Genomic DNA, 14,705 nt, shown 5'->3' on the forward strand with positions numbered 1-14,705 from the left:
GAGCGAGGAACGGACGTGCCCGAACCAACGGTATCGACCGTAACCGTGCTCGCGGCGGACTACTTCCGGAGTTATTCGGTCGTCGGTCTGCTGGCCGCCCTCGGTGTGCTCTTCGTGGCCGTCGCCTTCGGCGCGGGCCGCCTGCTGCGGCCCGTCGTCCCGACCCCCGAGAAGCTGCTGACCTACGAGTGCGGCGTGGACCCCGTCGGCGAGGGCTGGGCGCACACCCAGGTCCGCTACTACGTCTACGCCTTCCTCTACGTCATCTTCGCCGTCGACTCGATCTTCCTGTTCCCGTGGGCGACGGTGTTCGCCGCCGCCGGCTACGGCGCCACGACCCTGGTCGAGATGTTCATCTTCCTGGGCTTCCTCGCCGTCGGCCTGCTCTATGCGTACAAGAAGGGCGTCCTCGAATGGACGTGACACCTCAGCCGGAGCTGCTCCCGGAGCCCAAGCGCCTCGGAGTCCTCTCCCGTCTGGCCCCGGAACCGATGAAGGTGGTCCTGAACTGGGGCCGCCGGTACAGCCTGTGGGTCTTCAACTTCGGCCTCGCCTGCTGCGCGATCGAGTTCATCGCCGCGTCGATGGCCCGGCACGACTTCATCCGCCTCGGGGTCATCCCCTTCGCGCCGGGCCCGCGCCAGGCCGACCTGATGATCGTCTCGGGCACCGTCACGGACAAGATGGCCCCCGCCGTCAAGCGGCTCTACGAGCAGATGCCGGAGCCGAAGTACGTCATCTCCTTCGGCGCCTGCTCCAACTGCGGCGGCCCGTACTGGGACTCGTACTCGGTGACGAAGGGCGTCGACCAGATCATTCCCGTCGACGTCTACGTGCCCGGCTGCCCGCCCCGGCCCGAGGCGCTCCTCCAGGGCATCCTCAAGCTCCAGGAGAAGATCGCCCGCGAGTCGCTGGCCGAGCGCTACGCGACGGGCCCGTCCGTCTCCCAGCTCACCAGCGGCCTGGTCACGCCCCCGCCCGCGGCCGCCCGGGAGGCCGGCGCGTGAACCTCTACGACTCCCTTCCCGACGCCGCGCCGACGGTCTTCGGAGCCGAGGCCACGGCCGAGCTCTCGTACGACGTCCTCACGGTGGACGTGCCCGTCGGCAGCTGGATCTCCTCGCTGGAGATCGCCAGGGACAAGCTGGGCTGCACGTACTTCGACTGGCTGAGCGCCGTGGACGAGCCCGGCACCGGCTTCCGGGTCTGCGCGCACGTCGCCTCGCTGGAGAACCACCGCGTGCGCAGGCTGCTGCTGCGCACGACCGTCCCGCACAGCGCCCCCTCGCTGCCGTCGGCCGTCGCCGTCTACGCGGGGGCGGAGTGGCACGAGCGCGAGACGTTCGAGATGTTCGGGATCACCTTCACCGACCACCCGAACCTGGTGCACCTCCTCCTCCCGGAGAACTTCGAGGGGCACCCGCTGCGCAAGGACTTCGTGCTGGCCGCGCGCGTCGCCAAGGCGTGGCCGGGCGCGAAGGAGCCGGGCGAGGCCCACGACCCGGACGCCCCGAAGCGCCGTCAGATGCTGCCGCCCGGCGTGCCGGACCCCAACGACTGGGGTCCGCTGAAGGGCCAGCTCCCGCCCGCCCCGGCCCGCCCGGCCCGCACCCCGCGTGCCGCGGGAGCGGCCGGTGCCGCCGCCCGCGCCCCGCGCGAGGGCGCCCCCGTCCGCCGCACCCGCTCGGTCGCCGAGGGCTCGGCGACCCAGGCCGCCGAAGCAGCCGCCCCGGCGCCGCGCCGCACCCGCCCGGTAGCCGACGGCTCGGCGAGCCAGGTGGCGGAGGGCGCCCCGGCCGCGGAGACGCCCGAGGCCCCGGCCCGCCCGGTCCGTCGTACCCGTTCGGCGGCCGACGGTTCTGCGAGCCAGGCGGCGGAGAGCGCCCCGGCCGCGGAGACCTCCGAGGCCCCGGCCCGCCCGGTCCGTCGTACCCGTTCGGCGGCCGACGGCTCGGCGAGCCAGGCCACCGACGCCGCCCCGGCCGCGGAGGCCACCGGCACGGGGCCGGCAGCCCCGGACGCCGACGCCCCGGACGCGGAGCCCGCGCCCCGCGCCCCGCGCCGCCCGGCACGGCGCAGCTCCGACGCACCCTGGCACGACCCGAAGCCCGCCTTCGACGAGCCGGCCCCCGGGCCGGCCCCGAAGGCCGGGCCCGGGGAATCCCCCGAGACCGACCCCACCACCGACAACGGAGGCGACGCGTGAACGACGTCCTCGACGTCGCCCTGCGGCTGATCGTCGTCTTCGCCGTCTTCCTCGTGCTCCCGCTCGTCGTCGGGCAGACCGAGCACAAGGTGATGGCCCACATGCAGGGCCGCCTCGGCCCCATGTACGCCGGCGGCTTCCACGGCTGGGCCCAGCTCGTCGCCGACGGCGTGAAGTTCGCGCAGAAGGAAGACGTGGTCCCGGCCAACGCCGACCGCCGGATCTTCCAGCTGGCCCCCGCCGTGGCCCTGCTGCCGTACCTCCTCGTCCTCCTCGCCATCCCCATCGGCCCGGGCGAGGGCGCGGTCGGCCAGGTCATCGACGCCGGACTGTTCTTCGTACTCGCCGTCATGGGCGTCGGAGTCCTCGGCTCCCTCATGGCCGGCTGGGCCTCCGCGAACAAGTTCTCCCTGCTCGGCGGCCTGCGTACCGCCGCGCAGCTGCTCGCCTACGAACTCCCCATGCTGCTCGCCGCCGCCTCCGTGGCGATGGCCGCCGGGACGGTCTCCCTCCCGGGCATCGTGGAGGCCTTCGCGTGGTGGTGGCTGCCCTGGCAGATCGTCGGCGCGCTCGTCTTCTTCACCGCCGGCCTCGCCGAACTGCAGCGGCCCCCCTTCGACATGCCCGTCGCCGACTCCGAGATCATCTTCGGCGCGTACACCGAGTACACCGGCCTGCGCTTCGCGCTCTTCCTGCTCGCCGAGTACGCCGGCATCGTCGTCCTCTGCTTCCTCACCACCGTCCTCTTCCTGGGCGGCTGGCACGGCCCCTTCGGCGCCGAGGACCTCGGCTGGCTCTGGACCCTGCTCAAGACCGCGGTCCTCGCCTTCGTCGTGATCTGGCTCCGCGTGAGCTACCCGCGCCTGCGCGAGGACCAGCTCCAGAAGCTCGCCTGGACCACACTCATCCCGCTCGCGCTCGCCCAGATCGCGCTCACCGGCATCGTGAAGGTGGCGATCCAGTAATGCCCATCCCCGGATCCGGCCTCGCCAAGGGCCTGGCCGTCACGCTGCGCACGATGACGAAGCGCTCGCACACGGCCCAGTACCCCGACGTCCAGCCCGAACTCCCGCCCCGCTCCCGCGGGGTCATCGGCCTGTTCGAGGAGAACTGCACGGTCTGCATGCTCTGCGCCCGTGAGTGCCCCGACTGGTGCATCTACATCGACTCCCACAAGGAGACGGTCCCCGCTTCCACCCCCGGTGGCCGCGAGCGCAGCCGCAACGTGCTCGACCGCTTCGCCATCGACTTCTCCCTCTGCATGTACTGCGGCATCTGCATCGAGGTGTGCCCCTTCGACGCCCTCTTCTGGTCGCCGGAGTTCGAGTACGCGGAGACCGACATCCACGAGCTGACCCACGAGCGCGACAAACTCCGCGAGTGGATGTGGACCGTCCCGGCCCCGCCCGCCCTGGACCCGGCCGCCGAGGAGCCCAAGGAGATCGCCGCCGCCCGCAAGGCGGTGGAGAAGGCCGAAGCGGCAGCCGCCGCCGCGGCAGCAGCCGAAGCCGCCGAGGCCGCCGCCCGGGCGGCCGAGAACGAACCGCCGGCCACCCCGAACCCGGAGGGAGACGCGTGACCCCCGCCGCCACCCTGGCCGCAGCCGCCACCACCGGGCCCGGCTTCCTGTCCCCGACCGGCGTCGAGATCGCCTTCCTCCTCGTGGGCCTCGCCACCTTCGGCGCGGCCCTCGTCACGGTCACCACCAAGCAGCTGGTGCACGCCGCCCTCTGGCTGGTCGTCGCCCTCGGCGGCATCGCCGTCGAGTACCTGCTGCTGACCGCCGAGTTCATCGCCTGGGTCCAGGTCCTGATCTACCTCGGTTCCGTGGTCGTCCTCCTCCTGTTCGGGCTGATGCTCACCAAGGCCCCCATCGGCCGCTCCCCGGACGCCGACTCCGGCAACCGCCCGATCGCGCTCGGCGTCGCCGTCGTCGCTGCCGCCGCCCTGGTCTGGGTGGTCGTCGACGCCTTCCGCACCACCTGGATCGACCTCGACGGGCCGGTACAGGGCTCCACCAAGGTCTCCGGCGAGATCCTCTTCCAGCACTGGGTGCTGCCCTTCGAGGCGCTCTCGGTCCTCCTCCTCGCCGCCCTGATCGGCGCCATCGTGCTGTCCCGCCGCAACGACCCGGCCGACGCCAGTGACAAGGGGAAGCGCTGATGCACCTCGCCTACCCCGCCGTGCTCGCGGCGCTCCTCTTCTGCACGGGCCTGTACGGCGTGCTCGCCCGCCGCAACGCCATCCTGGTCCTGATGTCCGTCGAGCTGATGCTCAACGCCGTCAACCTCAACCTGGTGGCCTTCGACGTCTGGCTGCGCGACACCCTGCACGCCGGCCAGGCCCTCACCCTCTTCACCATCGCCATCGCCGCCGCCGAGATCGGCATCGGCCTCGCGATCGTGCTGATGGTCTACCGCAACCGCGGCACCTCTGACGTCGACCGCCTGCGCGACACCGCCGAGGGCCACGAGCCCGCCCCGAACCCCACCGGCGACTCCACCGCAGACACCACCAGCACCGCCCGGCCGGAGGTCGCCGCGTGAGCACCACGACCCTCGCCGTCCTCGTCCCGCTGCTCCCCTTCCTGGGTGCGGTGGCGGGCCTGCTGCTCGGCCGCACCGCCCCCGGATTCGTCCGCCCCCTCGCGATCCTGCCGACGCTCGCCGCCGCCGTACTGGCCGTGACCGTCGCCGTCCGCCAGGGCGGCGGACAGCCGATCAGCACCGCGACCGAGCTGACCCCGACCGGCTCGGTGCCGATCGACCTCTCGCTCTACATCGACGGCTTCGCCGCACTGGTCGCCGTCCTGGTCGGGGTCGTCGCCACCTGCGTACAGCTCTACTCCACGGCGTACCTCCGTGAGGACCCGCGCTACCCGTCGTACGCCGCTCTCGTCTCGCTGTTCACCTCCGCCATGCTGCTCGTCGTCTACTCGGGCGACCTGATGGTGCTGCTGGTCGGCTGGGAAGTCATGGGCATCTGCTCCTACTTCCTCGTCGGCCACTACTGGGAGACCGAAGCGGCCCGCTCCGCTTCCCTGAAGGCCTTCCTCGTCACCAAGCTCGGTGACGTCCCCTTCCTGATCGGCCTGTTCGCGCTCGCCACCGACGCCGGCTCCTTCCGGATCACGAAGATCCTCGAGACCGTCGCCGCCGGCGGACTCGACCACCCGACGCTGATCGCACTGCTCCTGCTCGCCGGCGTCGCGGGCAAGTCCGCGCAGTTCCCGCTGCACACCTGGCTCCCCGACGCGATGGCCGGCCCCACCCCCGTATCCGCGCTGATCCACGCCGCGACGATGGTCGCCGCCGGTGTCTACTTCATCGCCCGCCTCCTGCCCGTCTTCGCGGCCTCCGCCGCCGCACTGGTCGTCATGGCCGTCATGGCGGCCGTCACGATGGTCGGCTCCGCCCTCGCCGCCCTCGCCCAGGACGACATCAAGCGGGTCCTCGCCTACTCCACGATCGGCCAGCTCGCCTACATGACCGGCGCCCTGGCCGTCGGTGACCGCGGCGCCGCCGTCTTCCACCTCCTGTCCCACGGCGCCTTCAAGGCGCTCCTCTTCCTGGGCGCGGGCGTGATCATCCACGCCGCCGGTACGAACTCCCTGGCCGCCATGTCCCGGATGGACGGCCTGGCCAAGCGCATCCCCGACGCCTTCTGGACGATGACGATCGCGCTGCTCGCGCTCGCCGCCATCCCGCCTTTCGCCGGCTTCTTCTCCAAGGAAGCCGTCCTCGTCGCCGCCGAGCAGACCGCCACCGGCCACTCGGACCTCGCCCCCAGCGCCGCCGGATGGCTGGTGCTGATCTCCGGCGTCCTCACCGCCCTCCTCACCGCCGCCTACGCCGCCCGGCTGTGGCTGATGGCCTTCCGCGGCCGGGGCACCCCCGCCCCCGACCACGGCAAGGAGCCCCTCGCCATGACCGGCGTGCTGTGGCTGCTCGCCGTCCCGTCGGTCGCCTTCGGTCTCGCGGCGGACTCCCTCGCCGACTGGTTCGACGGCAGGGCCCTCACCCCGACCGTGGCCACATCGGTCCTCGGCACGGGCGCCGCCGTCGTCGGCGCGATGCTCACCTACGCCCTGTGGCAGCGCGCCACGGCCAGGGCCGCCACGGCCCCCGCCGCCGGACCCGCTCGCCGGGCCACCGCCGCCGAGCAGCCCGCCGCCGTGGCCGCCACGGTGTCCGCGGCCACCGCGGCGGCCGAGTCCGCCGCCGAGACGCCCGAGGTCGCGGAGGTCACCCACGAGCACCCCGCCGTCCCGGCGGGTCCCGCCGCCGACCCCGGCCGGGCCCTCCTGGGCCCCCTGCACCGCCACGCCGCCGAAGGGTTCCACCTGGACGCCGTCTACGACCGGCTCTTCGTCCGCCCCGTGCGCGCCGCCGCCCGCCTCGTCGGCTTCCTCGACCGCGAGGTCGTGGACACCTACGTCCGCGGCGCGGGCACCGGCACCCGGCTGCTCGGCGGCCTCGTACGCCGCGCCCAGACCGGAAACGTGCAGAGCTACCTGAGCGCCCTGCTCGCCGGCGCCGTGGTCCTGGCGATCGCCACCGCCGTCCTCGCCAACGTCAACGCCGGATCGTGAGCCGTGAGTCAGCCGTGATTGATATCAGCCCGTCCGTGATGCAGTTCCTTCTGGCGTTCCTCGTGGCCGCACCGCTCCTCGGCGCCGTCGCGGCCCTCCTGCCGGCCCCGCCCGGCCTCAAGGGCCGCAGCCCCGAACAGGCCGTGCTCCGCCACGGCGTGACCGTGACCGGCGTGATCCTCGCCGCGGCGATCGCCCTCGCCCTCGGCTTCGACCACGACGCCCCCGCCCGCTTCCAGGCGACGACGGACATCAGCTGGATCCCGGCGCTGGACGTCCGGATCCACCTCGGTGTCGACGGCATCTCGCTCCCCCTCCTCCTGATGACCGCGCTGCTGTTCTTCCTCTGCGCGCTCTACAGCTACTTCAAGCTCCCCGCGGGCCCTTCCCCGAAGGCCTTCGTCGCACTGCTCCTCGTACTCGAGTCCGGCACCCTCGCGACCTTCGCCGTCCTCGACCTGCTGCTCTTCTTCCTCGCCTTCGAGATGGTCCTCATCCCGATGTACTTCCTCATCGCCCGCTGGGGCGGTGCCCAGCGGCAGGCCGCCGCCTGGAAGTTCATCCTCTACACGCTGCTCGGCTCCGTCGTCATGCTGCTCGGCCTCCTCCTCATCGGTGTGACGGCGGACACATTCGACATGGTGGCACTCGCCTCTGACAACGGCCGCGAACTGTCCCGCACCACGCAGCTGCTGGCCGTCCTGGCCATCGGTCTCGGCCTCGCCGTGAAGACCCCCATGTGGCCCCTGCACACCTGGCTGCCCGACGCCCACACCGCCGCCCCCACCGTCGGATCCGTCCTGCTGGCCGGCGTCCTGCTCAAGATGGGCACGTACGGCTTCGTCCGCATCCTGCTCCCCGCCACCCCCGACGGCATGGCCGCCTTCGCCCCCTACCTGGGCGCCTTCGCCGTCGTCGGCATCGTCTACGGATCCCTCGCCTGCCTCGCGCTGGCCCGCAAGGGGAACAAGGGCGACCTCAAGCGCCTCATCGCCTACTCCTCCGTCGGCCACATGGGCTTCGTCCTCCTCGGCATCGCGTCCATGACCCCCACCGGCGTCAACGGCGCCCTCTTCGCCAACATCGCCCACGGCCTGATCACCGGCCTCCTCTTCTTCCTGGTCGGCGCCCTCAAGGACCGCTACGGCACCGCCGACCTCGACACCCTCGCCGGAGCCACCGGTGCCGCCCTCTACGGCCGCGCCCCCCGCTTCGGCGCCCTCCTCGCCTTCGCCGCCGTCGCCTCCCTCGGCCTGCCCGGCCTGGCCGGCTTCTGGGGCGAGATGCTGGCCCTCTTCGGCGCGTTCGACCCGGCCGAGGGCCTGTCCCGCCCCGCGTTCCTCACGTACACGGCCGTCGGGGCGTTCGGCACCCTGCTCACCGCCGCCTACCTGCTGGTCGTCGTACGGCGCGTCTGCATGGGCGACCCGAAGGCGGGCCCCGAACTCACCGTCGCGGACGTCCACCGCTACGAGTTCGCCGCCTGGACCCCGCTCGTCGCCCTCACCGTCCTCGCCGGCCTGTGGCCCGCGCTCCTCCTCGGCCTCACCGACCCGGCCGTCCAGCAGCTCCTCGCAGGAGGCACCTCATGACGGCCCTGACGGTCCTCGCGGCCGAGACCCCCAGCCTGGTCCAGTCCGTCGACTGGCTCGCCATCGCACCCGTGGTGATCACCGCCGTCATCGGTCTGGTCGTCCTCGTCGCCGACCTGTTCGTCGCCGAGCGCCACAAGCCCGCCCTCGGCTGGATCTCCGTCGCCGGCCTCGCCGCCGCGACCGCCACCCTGCTGCCGCTGCGCGCCGGAGACCGCTCCACCTTCTGCCTCACCGCCGACCCGGAGGCCTGCAGCTACGTCGCCGACCACTTCACCGTCGTCGTCCAGTTCCTGGTGCTGGCCGGCGCCCTGCTCACCGCCCTCCTGTCGGTGACCGCCGTGCGCGACACCCGGATGCCCGCCGGCGAGTACTGGTTCCTGCTGCTCTCCTCAGCCGCCGGCGCCGCCCTGCTGCCCGCCTCCCGCGACCTCGCCACCCTGATCGTCGCGCTGGAGGTCGCCTCCCTGCCCGCCTTCGCGCTCGTGGGCATGCGCCGCGGCGACCGGCTCTCCTCCGAGGCCGCCCTGAAGTTCTTCCTGTCGTCCGTCACCGCGACCGCCGTCTCGCTGATGGGCGTCAGCTTCGTCTACGCCGTCACCGGATCGCTGCACCTCACCCAGGTCGCGGACCGCCTGGAGGACGTCCCCGGGCAGCTCGACACCCTCGCCATGGCCGGTGTCGCGCTCACCCTCGTCGGCTTCGCCTTCAAGACCGCGGCCGTCCCCTTCCACTTCTGGGTCCCCGACACCTACGTCGGCGCCCCCCTGCCCATCGCCGGATACCTCTCCGTGATCGGCAAGGCCGTGGGCTTCACCGGCCTCATCCTCGTCACGGTGATCGCCTTCCCGGCGTACTCGCAGGTCTGGGGGCCGGCCGTCGCCGTCCTCGCCGCACTCACCATGACCCTGGGCAACGCCGCAGCCGTGCGGCAGTCCGCGGACCGCCCGAACAGCGCCGTACGGCTGCTCGCCTGGTCCTCCGTCGGCCAGGCCGGCTACCTCCTGGTCCCGATCGCCGCGGCCGCGTACACCGAGCGCGACCAGATCGGGTCCACCCTCGCCTACGCCCTCATGTACGCCGCCGTGAACCTCGGCGCCTTCGCCGTCGCCGCCCTCGTCGCCCGCACGAAGCCGCTCCACCGCATCAGCGACTACCGCGGCCTGTACGCCGAGCGCCCGCTGGCCGCGCTGTCCCTGGCCTTCTTCCTGCTCTGCCTGGCCGGTCTGCCGCCGGGCATCATCGGGCTCTTCGCGAAGGTCACCGTGTTCCAGTCCGCCGTCGACGCGGGCCTGGGCTGGCTGGCCGTGCTCATGGCGATCAACGTCGTCATCGCCCTCTACTACTACCTGCGGTGGACGGCCCTGCTCTTCCGCGCGCCCGAGGGTGCGCAGGGTGCCCGGGCCCGCACGAAGGCCCCCTGGCCGGTCGCGGCGGCCATCGTCGCGACCGCGATCACCGCGGTCGTCCTCTCGGGTGCCCCGCAGCTCGTCCTGCGCGTCGCGTCGGGGAGCCTCTTCACGCAGTAGCCCCCGCCCGGGCGCTCGCCCGTACGGAGCAACGCCCGCAGCGGCCCCGCCGCCCCCGCCGAGGGGGCGGCGACGGGCCGCCGCCTTGGCACGCCCTGGGAACCAGACGCCCTCACCTCGCGTTGACCAGGAAGGGAGGGTCCACTGGACCGTAGACCCTCAGATCCATGACGGGCTCCCCTGCCGCACCACTTGGAGGGCGTACCGTGCACCGCCGGCACAACGGGCTCAAGACCGCCGTACTCCTCGGCGGGCTGTCCGCACTCATCATCCTCATCGGCAGCTTCTTCGGACGGACCGGCCTGATCGTGGCCGTCCTCGTCGCACTCGGGACGAACGCCTACGCGTACTGGAACAGCGACAAGCTGGCTCTACGCGCGATGCGCGCCCGCCCCGTCAGCGAATTCGAGGCTCCCCAGCTCTACCGCATGGTGCGCGAGCTCTCCACGTCCGCGCGCCAGCCCATGCCACGCCTCTACATCTCGCCCACCGAGGCCCCGAACGCATTCGCCACCGGCCGCAACCCGCGCAACGCCGCGGTCTGCTGCACCGAGGGCATTCTGCGCATCCTCGACGAGCGGGAGCTGCGCGGGGTCATAGGCCACGAGCTCAGTCACGTCTACAACCGCGACATCCTCATCTCGTCGGTGGCCGGCGCCCTCGCCTCGGTGATCATGTTCCTGGTGAACTTCGCCTGGCTCATCCCCGTCGGCCGGTCGAACGACGACGAGGGCCCCGGCCTGCTCGGCATGCTGCTGATCATGATCCTGGGCCCGCTGGCCGCCTCGGTGATCCAGCTGGCCATCAGCCGCTCCCGAGAGTACGAGGCCGACGCCTCCGGAGCCCAGCTCACCGGGGACCCGCTCGCCCTGGCCAGTGCCCTGCGGAAGCTGGACGCGGGGACCAAGCAGCTCCCGCTGCCGCCGGAGCCACGCCTGGAAACGGCGAGCCATATGATGATCGCCAACCCGTTCCGGCCAGGTGCGGGCCTCACCAAGATGTTCTCCACCCACCCTCCGATGGCCGAGCGCATCGCCCGGCTCGAACAGATGGCAGGCCGCCGCCAATGAAGACAATCCTGAACGTCATCTGGCTCATCCTCAGCGGCATCTGGCTGTTCCTGGGATACCTGCTCGCAGGTGCGCTCCTCTGCATCACCATCATCGGCATCCCGTTCGGCATCGCTGCCTTCCGGATCGCCGTCTACGCCCTCTGGCCCTTCGGCTACACCACCGTCGAGCGCCACGACGCGGGTGCCCCGTCCTGCATCGGCAACGTCCTGTGGCTGGTGCTGGCGGGCTGGTGGCTGGCCCTCGGCCACATCGTCACGGGCATCGCCCTCTGCGTCACCATCATCGGCATCCCGTTCGGCATCGCCAACTTCAAGATGGTCCCCCTCTCCCTGCTGCCGCTGGGCCGCGAAATCGTCCCGACGGACGCCCCGTTCGCCTCCCGCTGACGGCACCGGACACCCGCACTTCGACACCGCGCCGCGGACGGGCCGGGCCCGTCCGCGGCGCAGTTGTCCACAGGGCCGGCGGGCTGTCAGTGGTGTGCGTCACCATGAATGCATGAACGGGACCGAGCAGTTGCTGCAGCAAGTCGCACACCGCGCGCGCAACTCCGCACGCGGACGCGGAACGCCCCTGCCGGCGCCGCTGGGCGCCGGGGAGATCGCTCGCGCCGAGGGCATACTCGGCTTCCCGCTGCCGCCCCTGCTCGCCCTGCTCTACACGCGCGTGGGGGACGGCGGATTCGGCCCGGAGCGAGGTCTGTTGCCCCTGCGCGGGGCCGTCGGGGCCTACCGGGCCCAGCGCGAGTCCGGGTGGCGCTGGCCCGAGGGGGTCCTGCCCGTCGTGGACTTCGGCTGCGCCATGTACGCCTGCGTCGACTGCAGGTCCGGGACCGCGCAGGTCCTGCTGTTCGACCCGAACCCGGGCGAGCCGGACCTCGCCTGGTCCGTCGACACCGCCGGCCTGGCCGGCTGGCTGCGCGGCTGGCTCGACGGAACCGCCTGGTTCTGCGAGGAATCGGACGCGGGGGACACCTACGACCTGGAACTGGCGCCCTGGGCGGAGTTCAGATCCCGGATCTGAACCGGCTCCGCACCCCGTAGGCCGCCACGCCCACCGCCAGCACCGCGGCCCCCGCGACCGCCGACGCGAGGGGCAGCGCACACGCCAGCACGACACAGCCGGACAGCCCGACCGCCGCCACGGCCCGCCCCTTGACAGCTGAATCGAGAGTCCACGCGGAAGCGTTCGCGATCGCGTAGTAGGCGAGCACTCCGAAGGAGGAGAAACCGATCGCGCCCCGCAGGTCGGCGGTGGCCGCGAGCACCGCCACGACCGCGCCCACCGCGAGTTCGGCGTGGTGCGGCACCTGATGCCGGGGATGTACGGAGGCCAGCGCGCGGGGGAGATGGCCGTCCCGGGCCATCGCCAGGACGGTCCGCGACACCCCGAGCACGAGCGCCAGCAGCGAGCCCAGCGCGGCCAGGGCCGCGCCCACCCGCACCACCGGCGCCAGTTCCGGCGCGCCCGCGGCCCGGACCGCGTCGGCCAGCGGGGCCGACGACCCCGCCAGCGCCTCGACGCCGAGCACCGACAGCACCGCCACACCCACCGCCGCGTACACCAGCAGCGCGATCCCCAGCGCGAGCGGCACCGCCCGCGGGATCGTCCGTTCCGGGTCACGCACCTCCTCGCCCAGGGTGGTGATCCGCGCATAGCCCGCGAAGGCGAAGAACAGCAGGCCGGCGCCCTGCAGCAGCCCGAAGAGAGTCCAGTCCGACGCGCCCGGAGGGTCCGGTTCCGCCGCCCCCGAGGACAGGCACACCACGACCACCGCGGCCAGGACCGCGAGGACCGCCGCCACGATCAGCCGGGCGATCCGGGCGGACTTCTGGACGCCGCCGTAGCCCGCGGCGGTGATCGCCACCACCGCCGCCACGGCCACGGCGTGCTCCCGCCCGGGCCATACGTAGGCACCCACCGTCAGTGCCATCGCCGCGCAGGACGCGGTCTTGCCGATCACGAACCCCCAGCCGGCCAGGAACCCCCAGAAGGGCCCGAGCCGCTCCCGCCCGTACACGTAGGTGCCGCCGGAGGCCGGGTAGCGGGCGGCCAGCCGCGCCGAGGAGTGCGCGTTGCAGTAGGCCACCACCGCCGCCACGGCGAGGGCGGCGAGCAGCGCCCCGCCCGCGGCCCGGGCGGCCGGGGCGAAGGCCGCGAAGACCCCGGCGCCGACCATCGCGCCGAGCCCGACGACGACCGCGTCGGAAACCCCCAGAGTGCGCTTCAGTTCGTTCTCCACGGGCGGAGGGTAACCGGGCTAGGTGACGCCCTCCCGGCCGGGCAGGGGCGACCGGGTGCGCTCCCATCCCTCCAGGGCGGTCAGACAGGCGTGGTCGAGGTGGCGCAGACCGCTCAGGTCGAGCCGTACCGGCTGGCCGTGCGGCAGCGCGTCCAGGGCGTCGAGCAGTTTGGGCAGCCGCAGGAAGCTCGCGTTCCCCATGACCCGCACGCACAGCTCCTCGTCCTCCCACACCTCCTCGATGTGCACGTGGGAGGTCTCCCAGGCCGCCTTGGCGATGGCCAGCCCCAGCCCGATCAGCACCCCCTCGAACAGGTTGGTGACGACGATCGCGCAGGCCGTGGTGACCAGCACCACCGCCTCGCCCCGGTGCGTGCGCCACAGCGACGCCACTGCCCTGACCGGCAGCAGCTTCCACCCCGCGTACAGGAGCACTCCGGCCAGCGCGGCCAGCGGCACGGCCTCCAGCACCTGCGGGAAGGCCACGGCGAAGAGCAGCAGCCAGGCGCCGTGCATCACCCGGGCCGCCCGGGTGCGCGCCCCGGCCTCCACATTGGCGGCGCTGCGGACGATCACCGCGGTCATCGGGAGTGCCCCGAGCAGCCCGCAGACGCTGTTGCCCACGCCCTGGGCGATCAGTTCCCGGTCGTACTCCGTCCGGGGTCCGTCGTGCATCCGGTCCACGGCGGCCGCGCTGAAGAGGGTCTCGGCGGAGGCGATCAGCGCCAGCGCGATCACCGTCCCGCCCGCGCCGAAGGAGGCCAGCACCCCGAACTCGCCCCAGGCGGGCGGCGAAACGGCCTCCAGGACCCCCGTCACCCGCACCTTCTCGACGGGCAGCCGCAGCAGGCCGGTCACGGTGGCGGCGGCGGCCACCCCGACCAGGGCGCCCGGCAGCAGCCGCAGGCGGGCGGGCACACGACGCCAGACGACCATGACGGCGATGGTCCCGACCCCGAGCAGCACCGCCGCCCAGTCGGCCCGGGCCGCGAGCCCGTGCACCCCGCCCAGCTTCGCCAGGGTCTGCCCGGGAGCGTCCGCGTCGCCCAGGGCGTAGAGCTGCCCGGAGATCAGTACGAGCCCGATGCCGGCCAGCATCCCGTGCACGACGGCCACGGAGATCGCCCGGAACCACCGCCCGAGCCGCAGCACCCCCATGCCCAGCTGCAGTGCGCCGGCAGCCAGCACCAGCACCCCGAGGGCGGCCGCGCCGTGCGCCTGCAGCGCCTCGTAGACGAGCACGGTGAGCCCGGCTGCGGGCCCGCTCACCTGCAGCGAGCTCCCGCGGAACCACCCCGTGACCAGCCCCCCGACCACCCCGGTGACGATGCCCAGCTCGGCCTGCACTCCGGAGGCGACCGCCACTCCCACGCACAGGGGGATGGCGACCAGTGCGACGACGACGGACGCCGCGAAGTCTTCGCGAAACGTGCCGGGCCCAGGCATGCGAGAACCCCCTGCCACGCGGTGAT

At 72.8% G+C, this 14,705-nt stretch carries 15 protein-coding genes; 13 read left to right on the top strand and 2 right to left on the bottom strand.

The window, feature by feature from the left end:
- The first annotated feature begins 15 nt into the window (after positions 1 to 15).
- The 13 genes from IH80_RS0108490 to IH80_RS0108550 all read left to right on the top strand — a co-directional run bounded on the left by IH80_RS0108490 (position 16) and on the right by IH80_RS0108550 (position 12,014).
- Positions 16 to 423: an NADH-quinone oxidoreductase subunit A gene (locus IH80_RS0108490; RefSeq protein ID WP_030012240.1), complete on the top strand. Its 408-nt coding sequence runs from the start codon at positions 16 to 18 to the stop codon at positions 421 to 423.
- Positions 414 to 1,007: an NADH-quinone oxidoreductase subunit B gene (locus IH80_RS0108495; RefSeq protein WP_030958959.1), complete on the top strand. Its 594-nt coding sequence runs from the start codon at positions 414 to 416 to the stop codon at positions 1,005 to 1,007. Before IH80_RS0108490 ends, IH80_RS0108495 begins: the two co-directional genes overlap by 10 nt.
- Positions 1,004 to 2,206, top strand: a complete 1,203-nt coding sequence (locus IH80_RS0108500) for an NADH-quinone oxidoreductase subunit C (protein ID WP_030958961.1) — start codon at positions 1,004 to 1,006, stop codon at positions 2,204 to 2,206. The genes IH80_RS0108495 and IH80_RS0108500 overlap by 4 nt, the downstream gene beginning before the upstream one ends.
- Complete coding sequence (locus tag IH80_RS0108505; protein WP_030958962.1) at positions 2,203 to 3,171, top strand: complex I subunit 1/NuoH family protein; 969 nt, start codon at positions 2,203 to 2,205, stop codon at positions 3,169 to 3,171. The genes IH80_RS0108500 and IH80_RS0108505 overlap by 4 nt, the downstream gene beginning before the upstream one ends.
- Positions 3,171 to 3,785 carry a NuoI/complex I 23 kDa subunit family protein gene (locus tag IH80_RS0108510; RefSeq protein WP_030958963.1) on the top strand — a complete coding sequence of 205 codons (615 nt, stop codon included), beginning with the start codon at positions 3,171 to 3,173 and terminating at the stop codon, positions 3,783 to 3,785. Before IH80_RS0108505 ends, IH80_RS0108510 begins: the two co-directional genes overlap by 1 nt.
- Positions 3,782 to 4,369: an NADH-quinone oxidoreductase subunit J gene (locus IH80_RS0108515; protein WP_030958964.1), complete on the top strand. Its 588-nt coding sequence runs from the start codon at positions 3,782 to 3,784 to the stop codon at positions 4,367 to 4,369. The genes IH80_RS0108510 and IH80_RS0108515 overlap by 4 nt, the downstream gene beginning before the upstream one ends.
- Positions 4,369 to 4,752 carry an NADH-quinone oxidoreductase subunit NuoK gene (gene nuoK / locus IH80_RS0108520; protein ID WP_030958966.1) on the top strand — a complete coding sequence of 128 codons (384 nt, stop codon included), beginning with the start codon at positions 4,369 to 4,371 and terminating at the stop codon, positions 4,750 to 4,752. The genes IH80_RS0108515 and nuoK overlap by 1 nt, the downstream gene beginning before the upstream one ends.
- Positions 4,749 to 6,797: an NADH-quinone oxidoreductase subunit L gene (locus tag IH80_RS0108525; RefSeq protein WP_030958968.1), complete on the top strand. Its 2,049-nt coding sequence runs from the start codon at positions 4,749 to 4,751 to the stop codon at positions 6,795 to 6,797. The genes nuoK and IH80_RS0108525 overlap by 4 nt, the downstream gene beginning before the upstream one ends.
- A 14-nt stretch (positions 6,798 to 6,811) precedes the next feature.
- Positions 6,812 to 8,389: a complex I subunit 4 family protein gene (locus IH80_RS0108530; protein WP_030958970.1), complete on the top strand. Its 1,578-nt coding sequence runs from the start codon at positions 6,812 to 6,814 to the stop codon at positions 8,387 to 8,389.
- Complete coding sequence (locus tag IH80_RS0108535) at positions 8,386 to 9,918, top strand: NADH-quinone oxidoreductase subunit N (RefSeq protein WP_030958971.1); 1,533 nt, start codon at positions 8,386 to 8,388, stop codon at positions 9,916 to 9,918. Before IH80_RS0108530 ends, IH80_RS0108535 begins: the two co-directional genes overlap by 4 nt.
- A 206-nt stretch (positions 9,919 to 10,124) precedes the next feature.
- Complete coding sequence (gene htpX / locus IH80_RS0108540; RefSeq protein WP_030958972.1) at positions 10,125 to 10,988, top strand: zinc metalloprotease HtpX; 864 nt, start codon at positions 10,125 to 10,127, stop codon at positions 10,986 to 10,988.
- Positions 10,985 to 11,377, top strand: coding sequence for a YccF domain-containing protein (locus IH80_RS0108545; protein WP_030958974.1), 393 nt, complete (start codon positions 10,985 to 10,987; stop codon positions 11,375 to 11,377). Before htpX ends, IH80_RS0108545 begins: the two co-directional genes overlap by 4 nt.
- 112 nt (positions 11,378 to 11,489) lie before the next feature.
- Positions 11,490 to 12,014, top strand: coding sequence for an SMI1/KNR4 family protein (locus IH80_RS0108550; RefSeq protein ID WP_030958976.1), 525 nt, complete (start codon positions 11,490 to 11,492; stop codon positions 12,012 to 12,014).
- Here IH80_RS0108550 and IH80_RS0108555 read toward each other — a convergent pair.
- Positions 11,998 to 13,233 (bottom strand): APC family permease, encoded by a 1,236-nt coding sequence (locus tag IH80_RS0108555; RefSeq protein ID WP_030958978.1) that lies wholly within the window; start codon positions 13,231 to 13,233, stop codon positions 11,998 to 12,000. The genes IH80_RS0108550 and IH80_RS0108555 overlap by 17 nt on opposite strands.
- A gap of 18 nt (positions 13,234 to 13,251) precedes the next feature.
- On the bottom strand, positions 13,252 to 14,679 hold the full coding sequence (locus IH80_RS0108560) for a SulP family inorganic anion transporter (RefSeq protein ID WP_030958980.1): 1,428 nt from the start codon (positions 14,677 to 14,679) through the stop codon (positions 13,252 to 13,254).
- Positions 14,680 to 14,705: the final 26 nt, after the last annotated feature.

The sequence above is a fragment of the Streptomyces sp. NRRL S-378 genome, assembly GCF_000720645.1.
Classification (GTDB): Bacteria; Actinomycetota; Actinomycetes; order Streptomycetales; family Streptomycetaceae; genus Streptomyces.

Excerpts from the sequence above, each read along its gene's own strand:
- IH80_RS0108510 (WP_030958963.1), top strand. The coding sequence starts at position 3,171 with ATGCCCATCCCCGGATCCGGCCTCGCCAAGGGCCTGGCCGTCACGCTG.
- IH80_RS0108535 (WP_030958971.1), top strand. The coding sequence starts at position 8,386 with ATGACGGCCCTGACGGTCCTCGCGGCCGAGACCCCCAGCCTGGTCCAG.
- IH80_RS0108550 (WP_030958976.1), top strand. The coding sequence starts at position 11,490 with ATGAACGGGACCGAGCAGTTGCTGCAGCAAGTCGCACACCGCGCGCGC.
- IH80_RS0108560 (WP_030958980.1), bottom strand. The coding sequence starts at position 14,679 with ATGCCTGGGCCCGGCACGTTTCGCGAAGACTTCGCGGCGTCCGTCGTC.
- IH80_RS0108495 (WP_030958959.1), top strand. The coding sequence starts at position 414 with ATGGACGTGACACCTCAGCCGGAGCTGCTCCCGGAGCCCAAGCGCCTC.
- nuoK (WP_030958966.1), top strand. The coding sequence starts at position 4,369 with ATGCACCTCGCCTACCCCGCCGTGCTCGCGGCGCTCCTCTTCTGCACG.
- IH80_RS0108545 (WP_030958974.1), top strand. The coding sequence starts at position 10,985 with ATGAAGACAATCCTGAACGTCATCTGGCTCATCCTCAGCGGCATCTGG.